The 24,326-nt window shown below is 62.3% G+C and carries 19 protein-coding genes, 1 tRNA gene and 1 pseudogene; 12 read left to right on the plus strand and 9 right to left on the minus strand.

The window, feature by feature from the left end; translation table 11 throughout:
- Together KBY99_RS06855 and KBY99_RS06860 are read left to right on the plus strand one after the other, a co-directional pair.
- Nucleotides 1-275 (plus strand): annotated as a pseudogene (locus KBY99_RS06855) (photosystem II q(b) protein); the annotation flags it as partial.
- Between the two features lie 172 nt (nucleotides 276-447).
- On the plus strand, nucleotides 448-1,056 hold the full coding sequence (locus tag KBY99_RS06860) for an AAA family ATPase (RefSeq protein ID WP_254998194.1): 609 nt from the start codon (nucleotides 448-450) through the stop codon (nucleotides 1,054-1,056).
- Between the two features lie 46 nt (nucleotides 1,057-1,102).
- On the opposite strand, the gene KBY99_RS06865 is transcribed toward KBY99_RS06860, so the two are convergent.
- A tRNA-Thr gene (locus KBY99_RS06865) sits at nucleotides 1,103-1,174 on the minus strand.
- A gap of 51 nt (nucleotides 1,175-1,225) precedes the next feature.
- Here KBY99_RS06865 and KBY99_RS06870 point away from each other — a divergent pair.
- Nucleotides 1,226-1,480, plus strand: a complete 255-nt coding sequence (locus KBY99_RS06870) for a DUF3493 domain-containing protein (RefSeq protein WP_254937322.1) — start codon at nucleotides 1,226-1,228, stop codon at nucleotides 1,478-1,480.
- On the opposite strand, the gene KBY99_RS06875 is transcribed toward KBY99_RS06870, so the two are convergent.
- From KBY99_RS06875 to KBY99_RS06900, 6 genes are all read right to left on the minus strand, one after another.
- Nucleotides 1,397-2,164: a low-complexity tail membrane protein gene (locus KBY99_RS06875; protein ID WP_254998195.1), complete on the minus strand. Its 768-nt coding sequence runs from the start codon at nucleotides 2,162-2,164 to the stop codon at nucleotides 1,397-1,399. The genes KBY99_RS06870 and KBY99_RS06875 overlap by 84 nt on opposite strands.
- 5 nt (nucleotides 2,165-2,169) lie before the next feature.
- Nucleotides 2,170-5,574, minus strand: a complete 3,405-nt coding sequence (infB, locus tag KBY99_RS06880; protein WP_254998196.1) for a translation initiation factor IF-2 — start codon at nucleotides 5,572-5,574, stop codon at nucleotides 2,170-2,172.
- Nucleotides 5,575-5,657: 83 nt separating this feature from the next.
- On the minus strand, nucleotides 5,658-5,936 hold the full coding sequence (locus tag KBY99_RS06885; RefSeq protein ID WP_106502372.1) for a YlxR family protein: 279 nt from the start codon (nucleotides 5,934-5,936) through the stop codon (nucleotides 5,658-5,660).
- The gene (gene nusA / locus KBY99_RS06890) at nucleotides 5,933-7,321 is read right to left on the minus strand and encodes a transcription termination factor NusA (RefSeq protein WP_254998198.1); all 1,389 of its coding nucleotides are present in this window, start codon (nucleotides 7,319-7,321) and stop codon (nucleotides 5,933-5,935) included. The genes KBY99_RS06885 and nusA overlap by 4 nt, the downstream gene beginning before the upstream one ends.
- A 31-nt stretch (nucleotides 7,322-7,352) precedes the next feature.
- Nucleotides 7,353-7,826 carry a ribosome maturation factor RimP gene (gene rimP, locus KBY99_RS06895; RefSeq protein WP_254998201.1) on the minus strand — a complete coding sequence of 158 codons (474 nt, stop codon included), beginning with the start codon at nucleotides 7,824-7,826 and terminating at the stop codon, nucleotides 7,353-7,355.
- Nucleotides 7,827-8,009: 183 nt separating this feature from the next.
- The gene (locus KBY99_RS06900; RefSeq protein WP_254998204.1) at nucleotides 8,010-8,288 is read right to left on the minus strand and encodes a hypothetical protein; all 279 of its coding nucleotides are present in this window, start codon (nucleotides 8,286-8,288) and stop codon (nucleotides 8,010-8,012) included.
- A gap of 100 nt (nucleotides 8,289-8,388) precedes the next feature.
- Between KBY99_RS06900 and KBY99_RS06905 the strand changes: the two genes are divergently transcribed.
- Both KBY99_RS06905 and rpiA read left to right on the plus strand, forming a co-directional pair.
- The gene (locus KBY99_RS06905; protein ID WP_409996542.1) at nucleotides 8,389-9,564 is read left to right on the plus strand and encodes a trypsin-like peptidase domain-containing protein; all 1,176 of its coding nucleotides are present in this window, start codon (nucleotides 8,389-8,391) and stop codon (nucleotides 9,562-9,564) included.
- 36 nt (nucleotides 9,565-9,600) lie between these two features.
- On the plus strand, nucleotides 9,601-10,314 hold the full coding sequence (rpiA, locus tag KBY99_RS06910) for a ribose-5-phosphate isomerase RpiA (RefSeq protein ID WP_254940942.1): 714 nt from the start codon (nucleotides 9,601-9,603) through the stop codon (nucleotides 10,312-10,314).
- A gap of 3 nt (nucleotides 10,315-10,317) precedes the next feature.
- Here rpiA and KBY99_RS06915 read toward each other — a convergent pair whose 3' ends face one another.
- Together KBY99_RS06915 and hisD are read right to left on the minus strand one after the other, a co-directional pair.
- Nucleotides 10,318-10,779 carry a secondary thiamine-phosphate synthase enzyme YjbQ gene (locus tag KBY99_RS06915; protein WP_254998205.1) on the minus strand — a complete coding sequence of 154 codons (462 nt, stop codon included), beginning with the start codon at nucleotides 10,777-10,779 and terminating at the stop codon, nucleotides 10,318-10,320.
- A 21-nt stretch (nucleotides 10,780-10,800) separates the two neighbouring features.
- Nucleotides 10,801-12,117 (minus strand): histidinol dehydrogenase, encoded by a 1,317-nt coding sequence (gene hisD / locus KBY99_RS06920; protein WP_409996543.1) that lies wholly within the window; start codon nucleotides 12,115-12,117, stop codon nucleotides 10,801-10,803.
- Between the two features lie 120 nt (nucleotides 12,118-12,237).
- Here hisD and rpsT point away from each other — a divergent pair, with 120 nt between their 5' ends.
- From rpsT to rlmN, 7 genes are all read left to right on the plus strand, one after another.
- On the plus strand, nucleotides 12,238-12,546 hold the full coding sequence (rpsT, locus tag KBY99_RS06925) for a 30S ribosomal protein S20 (RefSeq protein WP_254998207.1): 309 nt from the start codon (nucleotides 12,238-12,240) through the stop codon (nucleotides 12,544-12,546).
- A gap of 47 nt (nucleotides 12,547-12,593) precedes the next feature.
- Nucleotides 12,594-13,385, plus strand: coding sequence for a TatD family hydrolase (locus KBY99_RS06930; protein WP_254998208.1), 792 nt, complete (start codon nucleotides 12,594-12,596; stop codon nucleotides 13,383-13,385).
- A 212-nt stretch (nucleotides 13,386-13,597) separates the two neighbouring features.
- Nucleotides 13,598-16,888, plus strand: coding sequence for a DNA-directed RNA polymerase subunit beta (gene rpoB / locus KBY99_RS06935; RefSeq protein WP_254940945.1), 3,291 nt, complete (start codon nucleotides 13,598-13,600; stop codon nucleotides 16,886-16,888).
- An 83-nt stretch (nucleotides 16,889-16,971) separates the two neighbouring features.
- Nucleotides 16,972-18,876: a DNA-directed RNA polymerase subunit gamma gene (locus tag KBY99_RS06940; protein ID WP_254940946.1), complete on the plus strand. Its 1,905-nt coding sequence runs from the start codon at nucleotides 16,972-16,974 to the stop codon at nucleotides 18,874-18,876.
- Nucleotides 18,877-18,946: 70 nt separating this feature from the next.
- Nucleotides 18,947-23,062: a DNA-directed RNA polymerase subunit beta' gene (locus KBY99_RS06945; protein WP_254998209.1), complete on the plus strand. Its 4,116-nt coding sequence runs from the start codon at nucleotides 18,947-18,949 to the stop codon at nucleotides 23,060-23,062.
- Nucleotides 23,055-23,228 (plus strand): chlorophyll a/b-binding protein, encoded by a 174-nt coding sequence (locus KBY99_RS06950; RefSeq protein WP_254940948.1) that lies wholly within the window; start codon nucleotides 23,055-23,057, stop codon nucleotides 23,226-23,228. The genes KBY99_RS06945 and KBY99_RS06950 overlap by 8 nt, the downstream gene beginning before the upstream one ends.
- A 41-nt stretch (nucleotides 23,229-23,269) precedes the next feature.
- Nucleotides 23,270-24,319 carry a 23S rRNA (adenine(2503)-C(2))-methyltransferase RlmN gene (gene rlmN, locus KBY99_RS06955; protein WP_254998409.1) on the plus strand — a complete coding sequence of 350 codons (1,050 nt, stop codon included), beginning with the start codon at nucleotides 23,270-23,272 and terminating at the stop codon, nucleotides 24,317-24,319.
- Nucleotides 24,320-24,326: the final 7 nt, after the last annotated feature.

A 24,326-nucleotide genomic window follows, 5' to 3' on the forward strand; every position in this document is an offset into this window, starting at 1 on the left:
GTAGCCTCCACTTCTTCCTGGCTGCCTGGCCCGTGGTTGGCATCTGGTTCACCGCCCTTGGCGTGAGCACGATGGCCTTCAACCTGAACGGTTTCAACTTCAACCAGTCGATCCTCGACGGCCAAGGTCGTGTGGTGAACACCTGGGCAGACGTTCTGAACCGCGCTGGTCTGGGTATGGAAGTAATGCACGAGCGCAACGCTCACAACTTCCCGCTTGACCTGGCTGCTGCTACTGCCACCCCCGTGGCACTGACCGCACCTGCAATCGGTTGATAGTCAATAGCCCAGCTACGGCTGGGACATAACGAAATCCCAAAAGCTCCCTCTCACGAGGGAGCTTTTTTATTGCCTGGGTGGTGGGCTTGGTGGGCAGGATGAATATCAACCGCAAATAGGAAAAACATCAGAGCAGCCCCTACGCTGAAGGCGCAAGTTGGCGCCGGCCATGCGGATTGCTATTTCTGGATCCCATTCCCTCGGGAAGTCCACGGTCGTAAATGATTGGGTTGCGCTTAATGGCGACTACATGCGCGAGGAGGAGCCATATCGAGTTCTTAGCTTGCGGGGTCCCTATGAGATTCTTTTTCGCGATGCCTCCACGCGATTGCATAACGGGATTCAGCTTTACTACAGCATTAGCCGTCTTAATCGCTATTCCACGCCTGCCCAACAGGTCATCTTTGACAGGGCACCAGTTGATTACATTGCCTATTCCCAGTACACGGCAAACCAGCGTTCGACTGATATTGATGACGACTTCGTCCAGTCAATGGTCTCTGCGGTAAGGGAATCTTTAGATCGTCTTGATATCTTGGCCTTCGTGCCTCAGTCTGATGATTGGCCGGTGGCCATGGAGGATGACGGTATTCGTCCGGTCGATCATTTCTACCGCGACGAGGTAGACGCTATTTTTAAGCAGATTTATCGAGATGGTCGTTTTGATATTTTGCCGAAAAAGAGCCCGCCGTTGTTAATTGAGCTGGTGGGCTCGCCCGAGCACCGTTTGCTGCAGTTGGCCCAGGCGGTTGAACAAGTGCAGGTCGAAACCCGCTGACGATAATGAGCTGTGCTCAGGCTGTCACTATTAATTTTATTTCTTAAGCCGGTGATCGGATTTGAACCGACGACCTACTGATTACGAATCAGTTGCTCTACCCCTGAGCTACACCGGCAGCTCAATGAAATTAGCATTCAGGGGTTGGCCTTGATTGGACGGGTAAGTGATGGGATCCAAGCCAGATTCAATTGATCCCGCCCTTAAGGCGAGGTTGCTCCAAGAAGCTCGTACCCCCTGGCGTGGTCTGCGGCGCGGTCTCTGGGTGGCCTTGGCCGCTTCTGGTGCTGTGGGGTTAGCCACGATGGCAATGCGATTGGCAAGCGGAGCTGAAGTTGCCTCAACTGACCTGCTGATCCAGGTCGGTGCTCTCAGCTTGTTCGGCAGTCTCTTCTGGTTGGATCGCAACCGTGCCGGCGATTGAAGAAGCTTCAGGTTGGACGAGAGCCTCTGCAGCTGGAGCAGCAGGCAAGTCGTCAATTACCGGTTTGGCTGGTGCTGCCTGTCTAGCAGTCGGCTGGGTTGTCAGAAGCGGGTTCAGCAGCAACAGGGGCAGCCCTAGGGACATTCGCTGGCTGACGAGCTGCTGCAGGCTCAGGGGTGGATGCTCAGGGATCGTGGCTGGGTTGCGGATTAGCAGGGCGCTTGCCTGGATCAGTTGTTGCCACTGCCAGGTGATTACCCCTAACAGGGGGCATGCCACTAGCAGACCCACGAAGCGAGGGCTGGCGGCCAGTGGGGAGAGCGGCGTAGCTAGGGCGGCGTGCTGGTCTATCCACCAAAAAAGGGGCAGCAGGGCTGCAGCGCCAGCTGCCATCAGAAGCTTGAGCACCAGGCTGCTCTGCAGTGCCGCCAAGCTGAGCTGGGCCCCGCTCCTGGCTTTGATTGGTACCTTGATTACCAGCAAAGAGCAAACGTCGGCTGGGCGCTGCCAGAGCAGGATGGCTGGCCCTAGGGCGCCGATTGCCCAGGCCAGTAACCGCTCCAGCCCAGGCAGGGGGCCAGGATCAGCACCCGCCAGCACAAGTACCAACCCCAAAAGCTCCAGTGGCAAGGCCCCAAGGGCTACCAGCTGGAGCCAGAGCAGGGGCTCGCTGCGGGGGTTCACGGAGGTCAGATGGTGAGGGTTCGGCGCTGGGTGGCCAGTTTGAACGCCTCCACCCGATCCCCTTCCTGCCAGCCGGTGTAGCGGTCGGTGCCGATGCCGCACTCGAAGCCGGTGGCAACTTCCTTGACGTCGTCCTTGTTGCGACGCAGGGAGTCGAGGTCGCCCTCGAACACCTTCTCCTTGCCGCGCCACACCCGCACTTTGCAGTTGCGTTGCAGCTTGCCGCTGGTCACATAGCAACCAGCCACGGCACTGCGGCCAATGGTGAATACGGCGCGCACCTCGGCTTCTCCGAGGGACTCCTCCACCAACTCCGGCTCCAGCAGGCCTTCCATAGCCATCTGGATGTCTTCCAGCAGCTTGTAGATGACGTCGTAGTCGCGCACGTCGACGCCGGTGGCATCGGAGGCGCGTTTGGCGCCAGGGGCCATGGAGGTGTTGAAGCCAACGATCACGGCGCCGGAGGCGGCGGCTAGATCGACGTCGGTTTCGGTGATCTCGCCCGGTGCGGAGAGCAGAACCCGCACCTGCACCTCGCCCTGAGGGAGCTGCTCCAGGGAGCCGAGAATTGCTTCCACGGAGCCCTGCACGTCAGCTTTGAGGATCAAGTTGAGTTCCTTGAGCTCGCCCTCGCTGGCCTGGCCCGACATCGAGGCTAGGGAAACCCGGCGTGAAGCCATTTGCTGGGCAAGACGGGTGGCCCGTGCCTCGTTGGCGCGGTCGCCCACCACCGAGCGGGCGGTCTTCTCGTCGGGATAGACCTCAAATTCGTCGCCAGCGGTTGGGACTTCGCTGAAGCCGAGGGCTTCAACGGCATAGGAAGGACCTGCCTCCTTAACCCTCTTGCCGGTGTCATCCACCATGGCTCGCACCTTGCCCAGTACCGGGCCGGCCGCCAGCACGTCACCAGCTTTCAGGGTGCCGTTCTGAATCAGCAAGGTGGCAACAGGACCCTTGGCCTTGTCGAGGTGAGCCTCGATCACGGTGCCCCGAGCCATGCGGTCCGGGTTGGCCTGAAGGTCTTCCACCTCGGTGACCAGCAGGATCATCTCCAGCAATTTGTCGACGTTCTCACCCCTGAGGGCGCTCACAGGCACCATCACCGTGTCGCCACCCCAGTCTTCAGCCACAAGTTCGAGGCCGGAGAGCTCCTGTTTGACCCGGTCGGGGGAGGCTCCTTCCTTGTCGATCTTGTTGATCGCCACCACGATCGGCACCTTGGCGGCCCGGGCATGGCTTATGGCTTCCAGGGTTTGGGGCCGAACACCATCATCGGCTGCCACCACCAGCACAGCCACGTCTGTGACCTTGGTGCCGCGGGCCCGCATGGCAGTGAATGCCTCGTGGCCAGGGGTGTCCAGGAAGGTGATCTTGCGTTGTTCGCCTGCGTGGGGGATCTCCACTTGATAGGCGCCGATGTGCTGGGTGATGCCGCCGGCTTCGCCCGCTGCCACCCTGGTTTTGCGGATTGCGTCCAGCAGGCTGGTCTTGCCGTGGTCGACGTGGCCCATCACGGTCACCACGGGTGGGCGACGGATCAGGTGGGCGCGATCGCTTTCCTCGATCATCTCGACCGTCTTGGCGGCCGCTGCCTCGACGTCGTCTTCGAGTACCGGTACGCCGAATTCCTCGGCCACCGCTTCGATTGTGGAGAGATCAAGGCTCTGGGTCACCGTGGCGATGACGCCCTTGAAGAAGAGGCTCTTGATGATCTCGGAGCTTTCCACGCCGAGCTTTTCGGCCAGCTCCTGCACGGTGAGGTTGCCCTCCGGCACGATCAGCATTTCGGGCCGAACGGCCTTGGCCTCGCGGGTTGCCCGCAGTTCCATGGCCCGGCGGCGCTGCCTCTGGCGGGTGGTTTCCTTCTTGCGCTTGCGCATCGCCGCCATGGGTTTGGCGGCAGGGGCGGGTGCGGTGCGTGGCTTGGCCGGGCGGGCCAGGCTGGCCTGCAACACATAGGCCTCCTGTTCACCGGCGTAGCCACCGGTTTCAGCCGTGAGCGCATCATCGTTTTCGCCGATGATGTGAACCTTGGTGCGCTGCTTTTGCGGCGTGCGGCTGCGCAGGGCCTCCAGTTTGGCGCTGTCGTCCCAGTCAGGGCGACGGGGGCGTCCGGCTGCACCAGCGGGAGTTGGCGCCCGGAATCCAGGCCTTCTGGGGGCTGCTGGCGGGGTTGCGCTAGGTCGCACCAGTTCCGGGGTGCCGCCTGGGCTGCTGGGTGCACCTGCTGGGGCTTCACTGCGGTCGCCGGGGCGCCGCGGCGGCGGAGCTGTGGGGCGCCCGGAGGGCTTCTGGAGCTGCATCAGCTCGCCAGGAGCCATTGGCTTGCGCATGCCGGCAGGCATACCCGGACGGCCAGGTGCAGCCGGGCGACCGGGAGCTCCCAGGCCAGTAGGTGCTCCAGGGGCTGCGCTATCGCGGCGAATCGGCTTGCCGACAAGCTCCAATGGGGTTGGGCCAGGACGGCCCCCAGCTCCAGGCTGGCCGGGACGGGTTGGAGCTGGCACGCCAGCGCGTTGGGGGCTGGCGGGACGCTGACTCAGGGGCGCCCTGCCTGCAGGCGGAGCCGGGCGGCTGCTGGTGGTGCCCGCAGGGGTGCTGATGGGCCTACCCACCAGCTGGGGCTTGCCGGGCGCTGGCCGCATCGGCAATTCCGGTTTGCGGCTCGCAGCTGGTGCCGGGGCTGCAGGGGCCGGGCGGGACGGGGCTGGGGTTGCGGGGCGAGCTGGTTTGGATGCAATCACCACAGGCTTGCTGGGCGCAGCGGGCTTGCTGGGTGAGGCAGGCTTGCTGGGTGAGGCAGCGGCGGGCCTGGCTGGTGCCGGCGGCTTGCTAGGTGCCGGTGGCTTGCTCACCAAAATGGGCTTGCTGGCAGCCGCCGGCTGTTTGACAGCTTCTGGTGCTTTTACAAGCTCAGGCTGTTTTGCAGCCTCTGGCTGCTTAGAGACCAGCTGAGGTTTGGCGACGACTTGCGGCTTGGCAACCACTAGTGGCTTGGAGGCCAGGGGTGGCTTGCTTGCCAAGGGCGGCTTGTTTGGCTGGGCTGGCTTACCCGCAGGAGCTGCGGCAGGACGGGCCGGTGGCATGACCGGCTTGGCTGCCGCCGGAGCGACCGGCCGGGGGCTGGTGGCTGGCTGGGGAGGGGCGGGCGATGCGACAGGGACGGTCTCAGCCTTTTTGACTGAGAGGATCGCTTTCGGTGGAGCTGCAGAGGCCGGCGCCGCCGCCTTGCTGCCGTTCGAGCCGTCCTCGATCAAGGAGCGAATCCGTGTCGCTTCGTCGTCGCTGATAGAGCTGCTATGGCTCTTTGCCGCAACCCCCAGCTTCTCGGCGGCGTCGAGCACGTCCTTGTTCTCCAGGCCTAAGTCCCGGGACAGCTCATAAATTCTGACTTTGCCGCTGCTGGTCATTCAGGTCTCCATGGGTCGGGGCCCAAGGGCCGCCATGCGGGGCCGAGGGGCACACCAGGCCGCACGCGCGCTGCGGCCAATGTTCATCTTGCCTCAGAGGCGAGATCGGCGCCTGGGGTCAGGCGCTTTTCCAGCGTTTCGACAATTGCATCTGCAACCTGGCAGCGCAGGGCCCGCTGCAGACGCTTACGTCGTTTCGCCTCTTCTAGACACGCCTGGTTGGGGCAGAGATAGGCCGAGCGGCCCATGCCCTGATCCAACCCGAGTCCCCCTTCGGCCAGCCGAATTACCCGCCAAAGCTGCTGGCGATCCAGCAGCGCGCGGCAGGCAACGCAGCGCCGAAGCACGGCACGGCGACTCACCGGGCCTCTGCCTCGGTTGCCTGGGGCGCCTCCTCTGGAGCGGGCTCATATTCGGCCTCGGCCACCTCCTCTTCCTCGTAGTAACCGGCTTCGTCTTCTGGCAGCGGATATAGCTCCCGCAGACGGGCATCCTCCTCGGCCCGGGCGGCCTGTTCGATTTCGAGGCGGGCTTCGGCTTCGGCCTGAAGAGCCTCCTCCTCTTGCCGCTGGGCAATCAGCTCAGCTACCACCGCATCTTCCGAGGCCTGGTCGTATTCGCCGGCGTTTTTGATGTCGAGCTTCCAGCCGGTAAGTCGGGCGGCTAGACGCACGTTCTGGCCTTCGCGGCCAATGGCGAGGCTGAGCTGATCGGAGGGAACAAGCACGTGGGCGTGCTGGCCTTCAGGGTCGACCAGGCGCACCATCTCAACCCTTGCCGGGCTGAGGGAGTTGGCGATGTACTGGCCCGGGTCGGGCGACCAGCGAATCACGTCAATTTTCTCGCCACGCAGCTCGTTGACCACTTGCTGAATGCGGGAGCCGCGGGCTCCAATGCAGGCACCCACTGGATCAACTTCGCGCTCCACTGAGTCGACTGCCACCTTTGTGCGCGGGCCGACTGAGCGGGAAGGGGGATTGGCTTCCCTGGCTACTGCGACGATTCGGACTGAACCCTCCTGGATCTCGGGAACTTCATTTTCGAACAAATAGACCACTAGGCCCGCGTTGGAGCGACTCACGAATAGCTGGGGGCCGCGCCGCGCCACCTCGCTCACTTCCTTGAGGAACACTTTGAAGGTGGCATTTGCCCTGTAGTTGTCGTTCGGTAGCTGGTCGCGGCGGGGCAGCTCGGCCTCGACCTCGGGACGACCCAGGCCAGAACTCACGGCCATGATCACGCTTTGGCGCTCGAAGCGGATCACCCGAGCGGTGAGCACGGGGTCTTCCAGGTCGGCGAACTCCTCCTGGATCATGCGGCGCTGCTGGTCACGCAGCTTCTGAGCCAACACCTGCTTGGTGGTGGCGGCGGCCATGCGGCCGAATTCTTCTTTCTCCGGGGTGACATCAAGCACCACCGTGTCGCCGATCTGGGCGTCATCGGCAACCTGCTGCACTTCGGCAAGGGCGATCTGGTGGTCTTCGCTCTCAACTTCCTCAACAATTATCTTCGAGGCCAGAACTCGGTAGCCCTCCTCCTCCAGGTCCAGGCCCACATCGAAGTTGGAGAAGTAGTCCTCTTCGAAGGGGTCTTCGCTGATCCCGAGGTAGAGGGTGCGGCGGTAGCGCTCGTAGCCCTTGAGCAGGGCTTCCCGCAGGGCCGCCTCCACCACGGCGGGCGCAAGTTTCTTCTCGTCGCTGATGTCCTCGATCAGGTTATTCAGACCGGGGAGCAGAACCAGGGCCATGGATCAGGGGTGAGAAATGGTCAGGAAAAAATCAGTCGGACTCGGATGGGGTGACCAGGCAGACGCTGATCACGGAGTCTCGGGGGATGCGCTGAGTGCGGCCGCGGATGTTGATGTGAACATCCGTCGCATCGCGCTCTAGGAGGAGCCCTTCGCGCCGCACGTCGAGCCCTTGGTTGTCACGGCAGAGCACGACAACGGGAAATCCGCGAAATGAGCGGAAATCCCGATCGTCGCGCAGGTCGTCGCTGACGCCAGGGCTGCTGACCTCCAGCACATAAGCATCACCAAGCAGCTCGGCTGCCTCGATCGCCTCGGCCAGCGGTGCACTAAGGGAAGCGCACTCATCGAGGTTTATGTCACTGCCATCAGCTCGCTGCACCAGCACCTGCACCGTCATGGGGATGCGATGGGTGAAGACATGCACTCCTTTGAGCTCAAAGCCAGTAGCAACCACAGCCGCTTGGGCTAGGCGCTCCAGGTCGGGCAGGAGAGGGTGGGGCAATGGGGCGGGGAAGCTGGGGGCAGGCGGCCCGCCGGCTTGTGCAGTACTAAAACTGCCCTGCAAACCACAGCTGTTCAGTAAAAAACTGAACCCTTAGCGAAGCGCTGAATGCTCAGCGAGGCGCCAAACCGTGACTAGGGGGTATGCCCGCCGGGCAAGCATTCACCCTAGGGGATGGACGGCTCAGGGGCCAGGTGCCGCCGCCGGCGGTATTTCGATGATCGGGGCTTCGGCGAAGTAGTCGCTTTGTTGGACGGTGCCCCTTTGGCTGGCGTCCTGATTTAGGCACTGGGCCTGCTGCTCGCCGGTGCGCAGGTATTGGCATACCCGTGCCCAGAGCTTTGCCCGGGTGCCGGGGCCTCCCTGGCTGAAGTGGACTAAGTCGTTGCCGCCAACCATGCCCTGGATTTCCACCTCGCAAAGGCTGCATCGCTGACGCGTGCCGGGGGGAATTTCTGCCATTGCCGCTGTGCGATCTCGATTCAATTTAGGCCGTTGCAACAGCCTGCCTGCCCCTATCCCCATTCCCTGCCGTCTTGATGGGCTCCCTAGCCTCATAGCCATGCTTCAAAGAATGTCGATGAATTGGGTGTTGGGGGCGAGCTTGTCCCTAGTCAGGCTGGTTTGGACGGTCGGCCTCGGCCTAGTCCTGGGACTTGGATCTTTCAGCGCTCCTGCCCTAGCTCTGGACCCTGCGGTCGATCCCATTGCACAGGCCATTCCCCACAGCTTTGTGGCCGAGGCAGCTCGGGCAGTGGCGCCAGCGGTGGTGCGGATCGACACCGAGCGCGAGGTGGCTCGCCAAGCCTTTGATCCCGCCCTGCTCGATCCTTTGCTGCGCGATCTATTCGGCGATCCCTCCGGCAGCATGCGAGAGCGGGGGCAGGGGTCTGGCGTCGTAATCGATGCAGCCAAGGGCCTGGTGCTCACTAACGCCCACGTGGTCGATCAGGTCGACAGCGTCGAGGTCACCTTGGCCGATGGGCGCCATGTGGACGGTGCGGTGGTGGGCGCCGATTCGGTTACCGATCTAGCCGTGGTCAAAATCTCCGGCCCGCGGGATTTGCGCTCCGCCCGCCTGGGTGACTCCGAGGCCCTGGAGGTGGGCGATTGGGCCATTGCCATGGGCAGCCCCTATGGACTTGAGCGCACCGTGACCCTGGGCATCGTTTCTAGCCTGCACCGCAACATCAACAGCCTCGGTTTCTCCGACAAGCGGCTCGATCTGATCCAAACCGATGCGGCCATCAATCCAGGCAATTCAGGTGGTCCGCTGATCAACGCCAGTGGCGAGGTGATCGGTATCAATACCCTTGTGCGCTCTGGACCAGGCGCAGGGTTGGGATTTGCGATCCCTATCAACTTGGCCCGAGGTGTGGCCAGCCAGCTCAGCAGCGGCGGCCAGGTGATCCACCCCTATCTGGGCTTGCAGCTGGTGCCGCTCACTGCCCGCCGCGCTCGGGACAACAATCGTGATCCCGAGGCTCTGCTGCAGCTGCCAGAGCGGGATGGTGCCTTAGTGCAACGGGTGCTGCCCGCTAGTCCGGCGGAAACGGCTGGCCTGCGCCGTGGTGACCTGGTGGTGGCTGTGGCAGACCAGCCCGTGCCTGATCCGGCCAGCCTGCTGGAGCGTGTTGAGCGCAGCAGCGTTGGCGAGCCCCTGGCGCTCACGGTGGTTCGGGGTCAACGCGAACTCAGCCTGATGATCAAGCCGGCGGCCTTGCCCCACTCCGGTTGAGCACTGCTACGGTCGCGGCCGATTCAGGAATATTTGATGTCGGATCTGCAGGACCGGATGAAGCAGGCAGTGGCTGCTGCGGCCACTGAGCAGATCCAGAGCGGCATGGTGGTCGGTCTGGGTTCTGGCTCTACCGCAGCCCTAATGATCCAGGCCCTCGGCGCCAAGCTCAAAAGCGGTGAACTCAGCGATGTGGTGGGTGTCACCACCTCCTTCCAAGGCGAGGTGCTGGCAGCTGAGCTCGGCATTCCGCTCAAGAGCCTTAATGCAATTGAGCGCATCGATCTTGCAATTGATGGCGCAGATGAGGTGGATCCCGCTTTTCAATTGATCAAGGGCGGTGGTGCCTGCCACGTTCAGGAGAAATTGGTAGCAGTGCGGGCCGAGCGCTTTGTGGTGGTGGTGGATTCCACCAAGCTCGTCGACACCTTGAATCTCAGCTTTCTGTTGCCCGTAGAGGTCCTGCCTGGTGCCTGGCGTCAGGTGCAGGCCCAGCTAGCAGCGATGGGTGGCGATGCCCAGTTGCGCATGGCCGTAAAGAAGGCGGGTCCGGTGGTCACCGACCAGGGCAATCTCGTGTTGGATGTGAAATTCGCCGCAGGCATCAGCGATCCGGCGGAATTAGAGGCGGCGATCAACAACTTGCCGGGCGTGTTGGAGAACGGCCTATTCGTGAACATCACCGACCAGGTGCTGGTGGGCGAGATCGTGGACGGCGAACCCCGGGTGCGTGATCTGGTCAAGCGCTGAGGCTCAGCCCCCAACCCCGCTCCCGTCTCCGCACAGCTGCAGCAGCACCTGGCGCTGACGGGGGCCATCCAATTCCACCAGCAGCACGGCCTGGTAGCGGCCCAGGCCCAAGCGGCCGTCCACGACCGGCAGGGTGAGGTGGTTGCCCAGCTTCAGGGCGATCAGGTGGGCATGGGCGTTGCGCGGTTCATCGGCGGGAATGCCCGGCCGCAGATGCAGGTCGTTGTGGGCGTAAGCCCGGTTGGGGGGCGTCAGGGCCAGGAAATGGCGCTCGATGTCGCCCAGCAACCGTTCCTCGGCCTCGTTCACTACCAGGGCGGTGGTGGTGTGCTGGCCGGCGGCCACCAGCAGACCATTGCGGATCCCGGTGGCATCCACGAAGGCTTGCAGGTCGGCGCTGATGTCGTCGCAGCTGATGTTGGCCGTGGTGGTGCGTTCCAGCCGGGTGGAGTGAAACGTCACCATGGCGAGGCAAACTCCCCCATCTCAGTTCAGCCTGCGCTTGACGGACTCGGCGTGACTGTGGAGCCCCTCGCTTTCGGCCAGGGTGATCACCGCGGACCCGGTGGCCTCCAGGGCCTCCCGGTTAAAGCGGATCAGGCTGGTGTGGCGCATAAAGGTCTCCACGCTCAGGGCCCCGGCGAAGCGGGCCGTGCCCGCGGTGGGCAGGGTGTGGTTGGGGCCCGCTAGGTAGTCGCCGACGGCCTCGGGGGTGTATGGACCCATAAAGATGGCGCCGGCGTGCTGGATTTGTTCGGCCAGGATTTCGGGGTCTTCCACCAGCAGCTCCAGATGTTCGGGGGCGAAGCAGTCGCTGAGTTGGGCGGCGCGGCCAAGGCTGTCGCAGAGCACGATCAGCCCCCAGTCGTTGAGGGCGGTGCGGGTGATTTCAGCCCTGGGGTGGTTTTCAAGCTGGGCCTCCAGGGCTGCTGGCATGGCGGCGGCCAGCTCCGGGCTGGTGGTCAGCAGGATGGCGGCGGCCAGGGGGTCGTGCTCGGCCTGGGCCAGCAGGTCGGCGGCTACTTGGTCTGCCCTGGCGCTGTGGTCGGCGATCACCAGCACCTCACTGGGGCCTGCCAGGGAATCGATTGCCACGCGGCCGTAGACCGCCTTTTTGGCCAGGGTCACGTAGAGGTTGCCAGGGCCGCTGATCACGTCGACCCGGGGAATGGTGGCGGTACCGAAGGCAAGGGCGCCGATCGCCTGGGCGCCCCCAACCCGATACACCTCCTCGACCCCGGCCAGGTGGGCGGCCGCCAGCACGGTTTCATGGGGCTCGCCGCCGGGGCCTGGGGGTGTCACCATCACGAGCCGCTGCACCCCGGCTACCCGTGCCGGCACCGCATTCATCAGCACGGTGCTGGGGTACGAAGCCCGTCCCCCAGGCACGTAAATGCCGGCCCGCTGCACCGGCCGCCAGCGCCGGCCCAACAGTTCGCCATGGGGACCGGTGACGGCCAGGTCGGTCGGCAGTTGATGCTGGTGGAAAGCGAGGATTCGCTGGTGCGCCAGGCGCAGGGCGTCCTTAAGGGACTCCGGTGTGGCTTGCCAGGCGTCAGCCAGCCGCTGTGGCGGAATCCGCAGGGGATCGGGGCGCACGCCATCAAAGCGTTCGGTGAGCTCCATCAGGGCGGCATCGCCTTCCGCTTGCACCCTGGAGAGGATCTCCTCGACCCGAACCATCTCTTCGCGCAGGCGCCCGCCACTGGTGCGTTCAGCGATGGTTGCCAGTCGATCAGCGGCGGCGTTTGAACCGTCATCGCGCAGGCAGCTGATCGATAGGGCAACAGGCGTTGCGACCACGGATTGGCTCAGGGTTACGAGATTGTCAAGTTAGGCCGGCACAGCTCTTGCAGGCGGTGAGGGTCCTTAGGAGGGCCTGGCGTTAGGATCTACCTTCTCTGATCCAGCGTCCGTCCGCCTGTGGCCAATAACACCTCATCGAAGAAGCGCATTGAGGTTGCCGAGCGCAACCGTCTTCGCAACCGCACCTACAAGTCGGCCCTGCGCACCCTGATGAAGCGCTGCTTCACCGCTTGCAGCGCCTACTCCCAGACCCCTGGTGAAGACGCCAAGACAGCTGTTCAAACCACCATGAACGCTGCTTTCAGCAAGATTGATAAGGCTGTGAAGGTGGGTGTGCTTCACCGCAACACTGGAGCCCACCAGAAGTCGCGCATCAGTGCTGCTGTGAAGCAGGTGACCGCGCCGGCCGCAGCCGCCCAAGCCTGAACCAGGTCCCGTCCGTGATTGCCTCGCCAGCATCGACCGAATCGGGTTTGCCCGTTTTGGTTGACAGCCACTGCCACATCGTTTTTCGCAATTTCGACGACGATCTGGAGGAAGTGGCCCAGCGCTGGCGCGATGCTGGAGTTCGTTCCCTGGTGCATGCCTGCGTTGAGCCTGGAGAAATTCCAGCGATTCGCGCCTTGGCAGATCGTTTTGAGGAGTTGCGCTATTCCGTAGGGGTCCATCCGCTCGATACCGAGCATTGGCAGCCCGAAACGCCAGAGATTTTGCGTCAAGCCGCCCAGGCTGATAACCGGGTTGTGGCGATCGGAGAACTCGGCCTCGATCTGTTCCGTGAGCAGAATCTGGCTGCCCAGCTGGCCATGCTCGAGCCCCAGCTTGATTTGGCAGTAGAGCTGGACCTGCCTGTGATCGTCCACTGCCGCGACGCGGCAGAGCCGATGTTGACCTTGCTGAGGCAACGGGCCTCCCTAGGAGGCTGCCCTCGCGGGGTGATGCATTGCTGGGGCGGAGATCCTGGAGAGATGGCTGGTTTCTTAGAGCTCGGTTTCTTCATCAGCTTTAGCGGCACGGTGACTTTTCCCAAGGCGGAAGCCACCCATGCCTGCGCCCGCCAGGTGCCTGCCGATCGCTACCTAGTGGAAACCGATTGCCCCTTCTTGGCGCCGGTGCCCCGCCGCGGCAAGCGCAACGAACCGGCTTTTGTGGCGGCGGTGGCAGCCCGGGTCGCCGATTTGCGTGGGCAAACCCTCACAGAAGTGGCTAATACCAGCAGTTCCAACGCGGCGAGGCTGTTCGGACTGCCACTTCACAATGTATGATGTTTTATTGGTCTGGAAGCGGAAGCGCTGCTTGTTGTCGACGTCTGCATTCTTGAAGCGACCCCGTTGAGCATGCCCCCGCGGGCAGCCGTTCCCTACGAGGGGAGCGGCTGTTCGTGTGGGCGGTTGCGGAGCATTCAAGTCAGCGCCAATCGGCATCAGGTGCGTTCCACTGCCCAGTCCTTATCCACCCGTTCCTGCAGGTTCACCGCATGAGCAGCGCGATCCAGGTCGCCAAGACCGCCACTTACCTCCCCGATTTGGTGGAGGTGCAGCGCGCGAGCTTCAAATGGTTCCTGGAGAAGGGCCTGATCGAAGAGCTCGAGAGCTTTTCGCCGATTACTGACTACACCGGCAAGCTTGAGCTGCACTTCATCGGTAGCGAGTACCGCCTGAAGCGCCCGCGTCACGACGTTGAAGAAGCAAAGCGTCGTGACGCGACCTTTGCATCCCAGATGTATGTCACCTGTCGCCTGGTTAATAAGGAGACAGGGGAGATCAAGGAGCAAGAGGTTTTCATTGGCGAGCTGCCCTTGATGACCGAGCGAGGCACCTTCATCATCAACGGTGCCGAGCGGGTGATCGTCAACCAGATTGTGCGTTCACCTGGCGTCTATTTCAAGGACGAGCAGGATAAAAACGGCCGTAAAACCTTCAATGCCAGCCTGATCCCCAACCGGGGTGCCTGGTTGAAGTTTGAAACTGATAAAAACGACCTGCTGCACGTTCGTGTCGACAAGACTCGCAAGATCAACGCCCACGTGTTAATGCGTGCTATCGGCCTGTCTGACAACGACGTGCTCGATAAACTTCGCCATCCCGAGTATTACCAGAAGTCGATCGAGTCGGCCAACGACGAGGGCATTTCTTCCGAAGATCAAGCTCTCCTTGAGCTCTACAAAAAGCTGCGTCCAGGTGAGCCTCCCTCTGTCAGCGGTGGCCAGACCCTGCTGCACAGCCGCTTCTTCGATGCCAAGCGCTACGACCTAGGTCGCGTCGGTCGTTACAAGATCAATAAAAAGCTGCGCCTCACCATCCCCGATGCGGTGCGCACCCTCACCCCTGAGGACGTGCTCAGCACCATCGACTACTTGATCAATCTCGAGCTCGATGTGGGCGGCGCCAGCCTCGATGACATCGACCACCTCGGCAATCGCCGGGTGCGCTCAGTGGGAGAGCTGCTGCAAAACCAGGTGCGGGTCGGTCTCAACCGCCTCGAGCGCATCATCAAAGAGCGCATGACGGTCGGTGAAACCGAATCGCTTACCCCTGCCCAGCTGGTGAACCCCAAGCCCCTAGTGGCGGCGATCAAGGAGTTCTTTGGCTCCAGCCAGCTGAGTCAGTTCATGGACCAGACCAACCCGCTGGCGGAGCTAACCCACAAGCGCCGGATCAGCGCCTTGGGCCCAGGCGGTTTGACCCGCGAACGGGCCGGCTTTGCGGTTCGCGACATCCACCCTTCCCACTACGGGCGCATCTGCCCGATCGAGACACCGGAAGGACCAAATGCAGGCTTGATTGGCTCCCTGGCTACCCACGCCCGAGTAAATGAGTACGGCTTCATCGAGACGCCGTTCTGGAGGGTGGAAGAGGGCATCGTCCATAAGACCGGTGATCCCATCTACATTTCTGCTGATCTCGAGGATGAGTGCCGCGTAGCCCCTGGCGACGTGCCCACCAATTCCGATGGCTACATCACCGCAGATCTGGTGCCCGTGCGCTATCGCCAGGACTTTGAGAAGGTGCCCCCTGAGCAGGTCGATTACGTCCAGCTTTCGCCGGTGCAGGTGATCTCGGTAGCTACCTCCTTGATCCCCTTCCTGGAGCATGACGACGCCAACCGGGCCCTAATGGGATCGAACATGCAGCGCCAGGCCGTGCCCCTGCTGCGGCCAGAGCGTCCCTTGGTGGGTACCGGTCTGGAAACCCAGGTGGCCCGCGACTCCGGCATGGTGCCGATCACCCGGGTCAATGGCACGGTCACCTTTGTCGATGCCACAGCCATCGTGATTCGCGATGAGCAGGGCACCGACCATGTGCACCACCTACAGAAGTACCAACGCTCCAACCAGGACACCTGCCTCAACCAGCGTCCAATCGTCCGTCAGGGCGATCCGGTGATTGCTGGTCAAGTGCTGGCCGATGGTTCTGCCTGCGAGGGCGGCGAGATCGCCCTGGGGCAAAACGTGCTGATCGCCTACATGCCCTGGGAGGGCTACAACTATGAGGACGCGATCCTGCTGAGCGATCGTCTCGTGCATGACGATCTATACACCTCGGTTCACATCGAGAAGTACGAGATCGAAGCCCGTCAAACCAAGCTTGGGCCTGAGGAGATCACGCGGGAGATCCCTAATGTGGCCGAGGAGAGCCTGGGCCACCTCGACGAGATGGGAATTATCCGCATCGGCGCCTACGTCGAGAGCGGCGACATCCTGGTAGGCAAGGTGACCCCCAAGGGTGAATCCGACCAACCCCCCGAAGAGAAGCTGCTGCGTGCAATCTTCGGCGAGAAGGCCCGCGACGTGCGTGACAACTCCCTGCGAGTGCCTGGCACTGAAAGGGGTCGGGTTGTTGACGTGCGCATTTACACCCGCGAGCAGGGCGACGAACTGCCGCCCGGCGCCAACATGGTTGTGCGGGTCTATGTGGCCCAGCGCCGCAAGATTCAGGTTGGCGACAAGATGGCCGGCCGCCACGGCAACAAAGGCATCATCAGCCGGATCCTGCCCCAGCAGGACATGCCCTACCTGCCCGATGGCACCCCCATCGATATCGTGCTCAACCCCCTAGGAGTACCGAGCCGCATGAATGTGGGCCAGGTGTTCGAGTGCCTGATGGGTTGGGCGTCTTCCCATCTCGACTGCCGGGTCAAGGTGGTGCCATTTGACGAGATGCACGGCGCTGAAAAGTCGAAACAGACCGTGCAGGCTTACCTCGAGGAAGCTGCCAAATTGCCCGGCAAGGAATGGGTCTACAACCCCGATAACCCAGGCAAGATTCAGTTGATCGACGGCCGCAGCGGTGAGCCTTTTGACCAGCCCGTGACTGTTGGGTACGCCCACATCCTCAAGCTGGTTCACCTGGTGGACGACAAGATCCACGCCCGCTCCACCGGCCCCTACTCCCTGGTTACCCAGCAGCCCCTGGGCGGCAAGGCCCAGCAGGGCGGCCAGCGTCTCGGTGAGATGGAGGTCTGGGCTCTTGAGGCCTATGGCGCCGCCTACACCCTCCAGGAACTGCTCACCGTCAAGTCCGATGACATGCAGGGCCGCAACGAGGCCCTCAACGCCATCGTTAAAGGCAAGCCGATTCCCCGTCCTGGCACGCCGGAGTCGTTCAAGGTGCTGATGCGCGAGCTTCAGTCGCTGGGTCTAGACATCGCCGTCTATACCGACGCCGGCGAAGAAGTGGATCTGATGCAGGACGTCAACCCCCGCCGCAGTACCCCCAGCCGCCCCACCTACGAATCCCTCGGCGTCGCGGACTATGACGACGACTGATCGCTGATTGATCGCGGACCGCTCCTCCAGCGGGCGAAGCCGTGCCTCCCATTCCTTTCTCGATCTCCGCGAGCTGCAAGCCGATGTCCAACAGCAACCTCCGCACTGAAAACCACTTCGACTACGTCAAGATCACCTTGGCGTCGCCGGAGCGGATCATGCAGTGGGGGCAGCGCACGCTGCCCAACGGTCAAGTGGTGGGTGAGGTAACCAAGCCCGAAACCATCAATTACCGCACGCTGAAGCCCGAGATGGACGGGCTCTTCTGCGAGAAGATCTTTGGCCCCTCCAAGGACTGGGAGTGCCACTGCGGCAAGTACAAAAGGGTGCGCCACCGCGGCATCGTCTGCGAGCGCTGTGGTGTGGAGGTGACGGAGAGCCGGGTGCGCCGTCACCGCATGGGTTTCATCAAGCTGGCTGCCCCCGTATCCCACGTTTGGTATCTCAAGGGCATTCCCAGCTATGTAGCGATCCTGCTCGACATGCCTCTGCGGGATGTGGAGCAGATTGTTTACTTCAACTGCTACGTGGTGCTCGACCCGGGCGACCACAAGGACCTCACCTACAAGCAACTTCTTACGGAAGATGAGTGGTTGGAGATCGAGGACCAGATCTACGCCGAGGATTCGGATATTGAGAATGAGCCCGTAGTGGGCATCGGCGCCGAGGCTTTGAAGCAACTGCTGGAAGATCTTGAACTCAACGAGACCGCCGAGCAGCTGCGTGGGGACATTGCCGCCAGCAAGGGGCAAAAGCGCGCCAAGCTAATCAAGCGTCTGCGCGTGATAGACAACTTCATCGCCACTGGTGCCCGTCCCGACTGGATGGTGCTCGATGTGATCCCGGTGATTCCGCCCGACCTGCGCCCGATGGTGCAGCTTGATGGCGGCCGCTTCGCCACCTCAGACCTCAACGATCTCTACCGCCGCGTCATCAACCGGAACAACCGGTTGGCCCGTTTGCAGGAGATCCTCGCTCCTGAAATCATCGTTCGCAACGAGAAGCGGATGCTGCAGGAGGCGGTAGACGCCCTAATCGACAACGGCCGCCGTGGTCGCACCGTGGTGGGGGCCAACAACCGAGCTCTGAAGTCGCTGAGCGACATCATCGAGGGCAAGCAGGGCCGCTTCCGTCAAAACCTTCTTGGTAAGCGGGTCGACTACTCCGGTCGTTCCGTGATCGTGGTGGGTCCGAAGCTGAAGATGCACCAGTGCGGCCTGCCTAAGGAGATGGCGATCGAGTTGTTCCAGCCGTTCGTGATTCATCGCCTGATCCGCCAGAACATCGTCAACAACATCAAGGCCGCTAAGAAGTTGATTCAGCGCGCCGACGATGAAGTGATGCAGGTGCTTCAGGAGGTGATCGAAGGTCACCCGATCCTGCTGAACCGGGCTCCGACCCTGCACCGTCTTGGCATCCAGGCCTTTGAGCCGAAACTTGTTGATGGTCGCGCCATCCAGTTACATCCACTGGTGTGTCCGGCCTTTAACGCCGACTTTGACGGTGACCAGATGGCCGTGCACGTGCCGCTGGCGATCGAAGCTCAAACTGAGGCCCGCATGTTGATGCTGGCGAGCAACAACATCCTTTCGCCCGCCACTGGCGAGCCGATCATCACCCCGTCCCAGGACATGGTTCTTGGCGCTTACTACCTCACGGCCGAAAAGCCTGGAGCCATCAAGCCTGAATTTGGCGACCGGGCCAATACCTTCGCCAACCTCGACGATGTGATCGATGCCTTTGAGGAGAAGCACCTTCACCTCCACGATTGGATCTGGGTGCGTTTCAACGGCGAGGTGGAGAACGACGACGAGGACAAGCAGCCCCAAAAAGAAGAAACCCTCAGCGACGGCACTCGCATCGAGCAGTGGCTGTTCCGTCGCGATCGCTTTGATGAAGATGGTGCCCTTATCAGCCGCTACCTGCTCACCACCGTGGGTCGCGTAGTGATCAACCACACGATCATCGACGCCGTGGCTGCGACCTGACGGCCGTTCCGGATTCAATGTTCCGGGTTTCCGTTTTCCTTCCTCTTACGACTATCAACTGCGCGCAGCCATGACAGCCACACCTGCTAAGAAAACCACCAAGAAGAGCGCCAAGAAGGCCGCCGAGGCAGCCGCTCTCGAAATTGCTGCTGCTGCAGCACTAAAGGCGAGCAAGGCGCTTAGCAAGCAGGCGCCACCCTTCCGCAACCGCATCATCGACAAGAAGGCGCTGCGCAATCTGGTCGCTTGGGCCTACAAGCACCACGGCACGGCTGCTACGGCCTCACTGGCTGATGAGCTCAAGGATCTCGGCTTCCACTACGCCACCCAGGCAGCCGTTTCGATCTCCGTCGACGATCTGCGCATCCCTGGTGACAAAGCTGCCCTGCTGGCTGAAGCCGAGGAGCAGATCACTGAAACCGAAGAGCGCTACCGACTTGGCGAGATCACCGAGGTTGAACGTCACACCAAGGTGATCGACACCTGGACCGAAACCAACGAACGGCTCGTGGCTGCGGTTCGCCGCAACTTCAACGAGAACGATCCACTCAACTCGGTTTGGATGATGGCCAACTCCGGCGCCCGGGGCAATATGTCCCAGGTGCGCCAGCTAGTGGGCATGCGCGGCTTGATGGCCAACCCCCAGGGGGAAATCATTGACTTGCCGATTCGCACAAACTTCCGTGAGGGTCTGACGGTCACTGAATACGTGATCTCCTCCTACGGCGCCCGCAAGGGTTTGGTGGACACCGCCCTTCGTACAGCAGACTCCGGCTACCTCACCCGTCGCTTGGTAGACGTAGCCCAGGACGTGATCGTGCGGGAAGACGACTGCGGTACAACCCGCAGCATTCCTATCGATGCCGATGAGAAAGGCAGGTTTGGTTCCAGGTTGATCGGTCGCTTAGCAGCCGAGCCCGTGGTGGCAGAGGACGGCGAAATCATTGTTGATCGCGACGGTGAGATCGATCCGATCCTGGCGCGCCGGATCGAGGCAGGTGCTGTGAAAACGGTGAAGGTGCGTTCGCCGCTTACCTGCGAGGCCTCCCGCTCGGTGTGCCGTAAGTGCTACGGCTGGGCCCTAGCCCACAACCAGCTGGTTGATCTGGGCGAAGCCGTCGGCATCGTCGCTGCCCAGTCGATCGGTGAACCCGGCACCCAGCTGACGATGCGGACCTTCCACACCGGTGGTGTGTCCACGGCCGAATCCGGCGTGGTGCGCTCATTGGTAGATGGAACGGTCGAATTCGGGCCCAAGGCTCGGGTGCGCCCCTTCCGCACCCCCCACGGTGTGGAGGCCCAGCTAGCCGAAACAGACTTCACCCTCAGCGTTAAGCCCACGGGTAAGGGCAAGCTGCAAAAGCTCGATATTGTTAGCGGCTCGATCCTGTTTGTCGCTGATGGCGACACCGTGCCCGGAGATACGATCCTGGCCCAGATCGCTGCTGGCGTGACGGTTAAAAAGAGCATTGAGAAGGCCACCAAGGACGTGATCTGCGACCTGGCCGGTCAGGTTCGTTACGAGGATGCGATCCAGCCCAAGGAGGTCACCGACCGCCAGGGCAACATCACCCTTAAGGCCCAGCGCCTGGGCCGGATGTGGGTGTTCAGCGGAGACGTTTACAACCTGCCCCCCAACGCCCTGCCCGTGGTGGGCGGCAACAAGCCCGTCACCACCGGGGAAGTGCTGGCCGAAAGCCGCTTGGTGAGCGAGTACGGCGGCGCCGTGCGCCTGCGCGACAGCGCCGGTGACTCCCGCGAGGTACAGATTGTTACCTCCAGTCTCACCCTCAAAGATTGCAAGTTGGTTGGTGAATCCACCCACTCTGGCGAGATCTGGCACCTCGAGGGCAAGGACAACATCCGCTACCGCCTCAATACCGCTCCGGGCAGCAAGATCGCTAACGGTGAGGTGATCGCGGAGCTCGCCGACGACCGCTTCCGCACCCAGACCGGAGGCACCGTCAAGTTTGCCCCTGGCCTTTCGATCAAGAAAGCCCGTAGCGCCAAGAACGGCTACGAGGTGAGCAAGGGCGGCACCCTGCTGTGGATCCCCCAGGAAACCCACGAGATCAACAAGGATATCTCCCTGTTGATGATTGAGGACGGCCAGTGGATTGAGGCCGGCACCGAGGTGGTGAAGGACATCTTCAGCCAGACCGCAGGCATCGTCACGGTGACCCAGAAGAACGACATTCTTCGGGAAATCATTGTGCGCTCAGGCACTCTGCACCTGGTTTCCGATAGCAAAACCATCAGCAAATTCGCTGACGGCAAGATGGTTACCCCTGGCGAGGAGATCTCCAAGGGTCTTAAGGCAGAGGCGATTCTGTTTGTTGAGTCAGTTGAAACCCCCGACGGTGGGGCCCTGCTGCTGCGTCCCGTTGAGGAGTACGCCATCCCGGATGCTGCCCACCTGCCCGAATTGGGCGCGGTTAAGCAGTCTGGCGGCCCCTCTTTGAATCTCAAGGCCACCCAACGCCTGGCCTTTAAGGACGGCGAGCTGATCAAGAGCGTTGATGGAGTGGAGCTGCTGCGCACCCAGCTGATCCTGGAAACCATCGACACCACTCCCCAGATGACGGTGGATGTGGAAGCGGTGTCTGATAAGCGGGCTAAGACGATCGAGCGACTGCAGCTCACGATTTTGGAAACCCTGCTTGTGCGTCGCGACACCCTCTCCGATGCCAGCCACGGCTCCACCCACACCGATCTCCAGGTGGAAGACGGCATTGCTGTGAAGCGCGGCGATGTGGTGGCCACCACCCAAATCCTCTGCAAGGAGGATGGAGTGGTTCAGCTGCCTGATCTGGTCGATGGCGAGCCGATTCGCCGTTTGATCGTGGAGCGTGATGGCGACACCCGCAACATCGAGCTTGGTTCGGCCAAGTGTGAGGTTGGGGTTGACCAGCGCATCGTCGATGGGGACCGGCTGGCGGAAGGGGTCGAAGCCCCTTGCTGTGGTCAGGTGGAGGCCATCAACGGCAGCACCCTCACGATTCGCCTCGGTCGCCCCTACATGGTTTCGCCCGACTCCGTGCTGCACGTTCGCGACGGTGAGTTGGTGCAGCGCGGTGACGCCCTAGCACTGCTGGTGTTCGAACGTCAAAAGACAGGCGACATCGTGCAGGGTCTGCCCCGTATCGAGGAGCTGCTGGAGGCCCGCCGTCCGCGGGAATCCACAATTCTCTGCCGCAAGAGTGGCACCGTGCAGATCAAGCAGGGTGATGACGATGACTCCATAACCGTCTCGGTTATCGAGCACGACGATGCCATCACCGAGTACCCAATCCTGTTGGGTCGCAACGTGATGGTGAGTGATAGCCAGCAGGTGCACGCCGGTGAATCGCTCACCGACGGCCCGATCAATCCCCACGAGTTGCTGGAGTGCTTCTTCGAAGATCTGCGCAGCCGCAAGCCCACCATGGACGCGGCCCAGGAGGCGATCTCCAAGTTGCAGTTCCGGATGGTCACGGAGGTGCAGAACGTCTACAAGAGCCAGGGAGTTGCTATTAGCGACAAGCACATCGAAGTGATCGTGCGCCAGATGACCAGCAAGGTGCGCATCGAGGATGCCGGGGACACCACCCTGCTGCCCGGTGAGCTAATCGAGCTGCGTCAAGTGGAGCAGGTCAATAGCGCCATGGCAATCACCGGTGGCGCACCCGCCGAGTTCACACCGGTGCTGCTTGGTATCACCAAGGCTTCGCTCAACACCGACAGCTTCATCTCGGCTGCCTCCTTCCAGGAGACCACCCGGGTGCTGACTGAGGCGGCTATTGAAGGCAAGAGCGACTGGCTGCGCGGTCTCAAGGAGAACGTGATCATCGGCCGCCTGATCCCTGCTGGTACTGGCTTCAGCGGCTTCGAAGAGGAGCTGCGGGCAGAGGCGGGCCCCCATCCCGACATCCTCGAAGAGGAGGCCATGGGCTATCGCCGTATGCAGAACCTGCGTCCCGATTACACAGTCGAGATGCCTGCCCCGGCGGCGTCGATGGCCGTGCTGGATGATCCCTCCGATGAGGATCTTGAGGCAACTCGCAGCCGTCATGGCATCGAAGCCAGCGCCAGCGGCACGGCAGCATTTACCAGGCCATCCGTTGAGGAGGGTCTGGAGGAGGAGCTGATCGCTGATCCCGCTGCCCTCGAGGGCCTACAGGAAGAGGGTCTGCTCACCGATGAGTGATTCCGTCCGCACCAGCCTTAATACGCCGGTTCCCCAGCGCCGGTTGCCCCGCTTTGGCTTCCACACCCACACCGAGCTGCTCAATGGCCGCATGGCCATGCTCGGTTTTATTGCCCTGCTGGTGGCGGAGTGGAAGCTGGGCCACGGCTTGCTGATCTGGCCTTGAGCACATCGCCCGCTGCGCCGCTAGCCACTCCCCTGCTGGGGATGGGTTTGCCGGCCCTGGAGCAGTGGGCTGTTGGCCATGGTCAAGCCGCCTTCCGCGGCCGTCAGCTGCACGATTGGCTTTACGCCAAGGGAGCCCGCAGCCTCGATCAGGTAACGGTGCTGCCAAAGGCTTTCCGGGACCAGCTGGCCGGCCAGCCCCCCAGTGGTGCCTCCGACTGGATCGGTCGCTCGCGGGAGCTGCACCGCAGCGTCGCCCGCGATGGCACCACAAAACTATTGCTGGGTACTCACGACGGCCTCAGCCTCGAGACCGTGGGCATCCCCGCCGAAGGCAGGCTCACGGTTTGTGTGAGCAGCCAGGTGGGCTGCCCGATGGCCTGTCGCTTTTGCGCCACCGGTAAAGGGGGGCTGCAGCGCTCCCTGGCGGTGCACGAGATCGTTGATCAGGTGCTGAGCGTGCGTGAGGTGATGGACCAGCGCCCCAGTCACGTGGTGTTTATGGGTATGGGTGAGCCCCTGCTCAACAGCGAGGCGGTGCTGGCAGCGATCGATTGCCTCTGCACCGATCTCGGTATGGCCCAGCGCCAGATCACCGTGAGCACCGTGGGGGTGCCCAAAAGCCTGCCCACCTTGGCGGAGCAGGCCCTAGAGCGGCTGGGTCGGGCCCAGTTCACCTTGGCGGTGAGCCTGCATGCCCCTGACCAGCAGCTACGGGAGGAGCTGATCCCCACGGCCCATGCCTATCCCCTGGAGGCGTTGCTGGCCGATTGCCGCCACTACGTTGAGCTCACCGGCCGGCGGGTGAGTTTTGAATACATCCTGCTAGGCGGGCTAAACGACCAGCCCCGCCATGCGGAGGCCCTTTCGCGGCTCCTGCGTGGCTTCCAGAGTCATGTGAATCTGATCGCTTACAACCCAATTGCCGAGGAGGAATTCCAGCGTCCGGCGCCTGGCGCAGTGGAAGCGTTTCGACAGGCCCTGATCGATCGCCACGTGGCTGTAAGTGTGCGGGCTAGCCGCGGCCTCGATGCCGATGCAGCTTGCGGCCAACTGCGTCGCCGGCTCGAGGGCAGCCTGGAGCCGGCGTGAGCTAGAG

It is taken from the genome of Cyanobium sp. Maggiore-St4-Cus, assembly GCF_024345615.1.
GTDB lineage: Bacteria > Cyanobacteriota > Cyanobacteriia > PCC-6307 > Cyanobiaceae > Cyanobium_A > Cyanobium_A usitatum.

Bases quoted from the DNA above. Each gene is read 5' to 3' on its own strand.
- KBY99_RS06860 (WP_254998194.1), top strand. From the start codon at position 448: ATGCGGATTGCTATTTCTGGATCCCATTCCCTCGGGAAGTCCACGGTC.
- KBY99_RS06870 (WP_254937322.1), top strand. From the start codon at position 1,226: ATGGGATCCAAGCCAGATTCAATTGATCCCGCCCTTAAGGCGAGGTTG.
- infB (WP_254998196.1), bottom strand. From the start codon at position 5,574: ATGACCAGCAGCGGCAAAGTCAGAATTTATGAGCTGTCCCGGGACTTA.
- nusA (WP_254998198.1), bottom strand. From the start codon at position 7,321: ATGGCCCTGGTTCTGCTCCCCGGTCTGAATAACCTGATCGAGGACATC.
- KBY99_RS06900 (WP_254998204.1), bottom strand. From the start codon at position 8,288: ATGGCAGAAATTCCCCCCGGCACGCGTCAGCGATGCAGCCTTTGCGAG.
- KBY99_RS06905 (WP_409996542.1), top strand. From the start codon at position 8,389: ATGCTTCAAAGAATGTCGATGAATTGGGTGTTGGGGGCGAGCTTGTCC.
- rpiA (WP_254940942.1), top strand. From the start codon at position 9,601: ATGTCGGATCTGCAGGACCGGATGAAGCAGGCAGTGGCTGCTGCGGCC.
- KBY99_RS06915 (WP_254998205.1), bottom strand. From the start codon at position 10,779: ATGGTGACGTTTCACTCCACCCGGCTGGAACGCACCACCACGGCCAAC.
- rpoB (WP_254940945.1), top strand. From the start codon at position 13,598: ATGAGCAGCGCGATCCAGGTCGCCAAGACCGCCACTTACCTCCCCGAT.
- KBY99_RS06940 (WP_254940946.1), top strand. From the start codon at position 16,972: ATGTCCAACAGCAACCTCCGCACTGAAAACCACTTCGACTACGTCAAG.
- KBY99_RS06945 (WP_254998209.1), top strand. From the start codon at position 18,947: ATGACAGCCACACCTGCTAAGAAAACCACCAAGAAGAGCGCCAAGAAG.
- KBY99_RS06950 (WP_254940948.1), top strand. From the start codon at position 23,055: ATGAGTGATTCCGTCCGCACCAGCCTTAATACGCCGGTTCCCCAGCGC.
- rlmN (WP_254998409.1), top strand. From the start codon at position 23,270: ATGGGTTTGCCGGCCCTGGAGCAGTGGGCTGTTGGCCATGGTCAAGCC.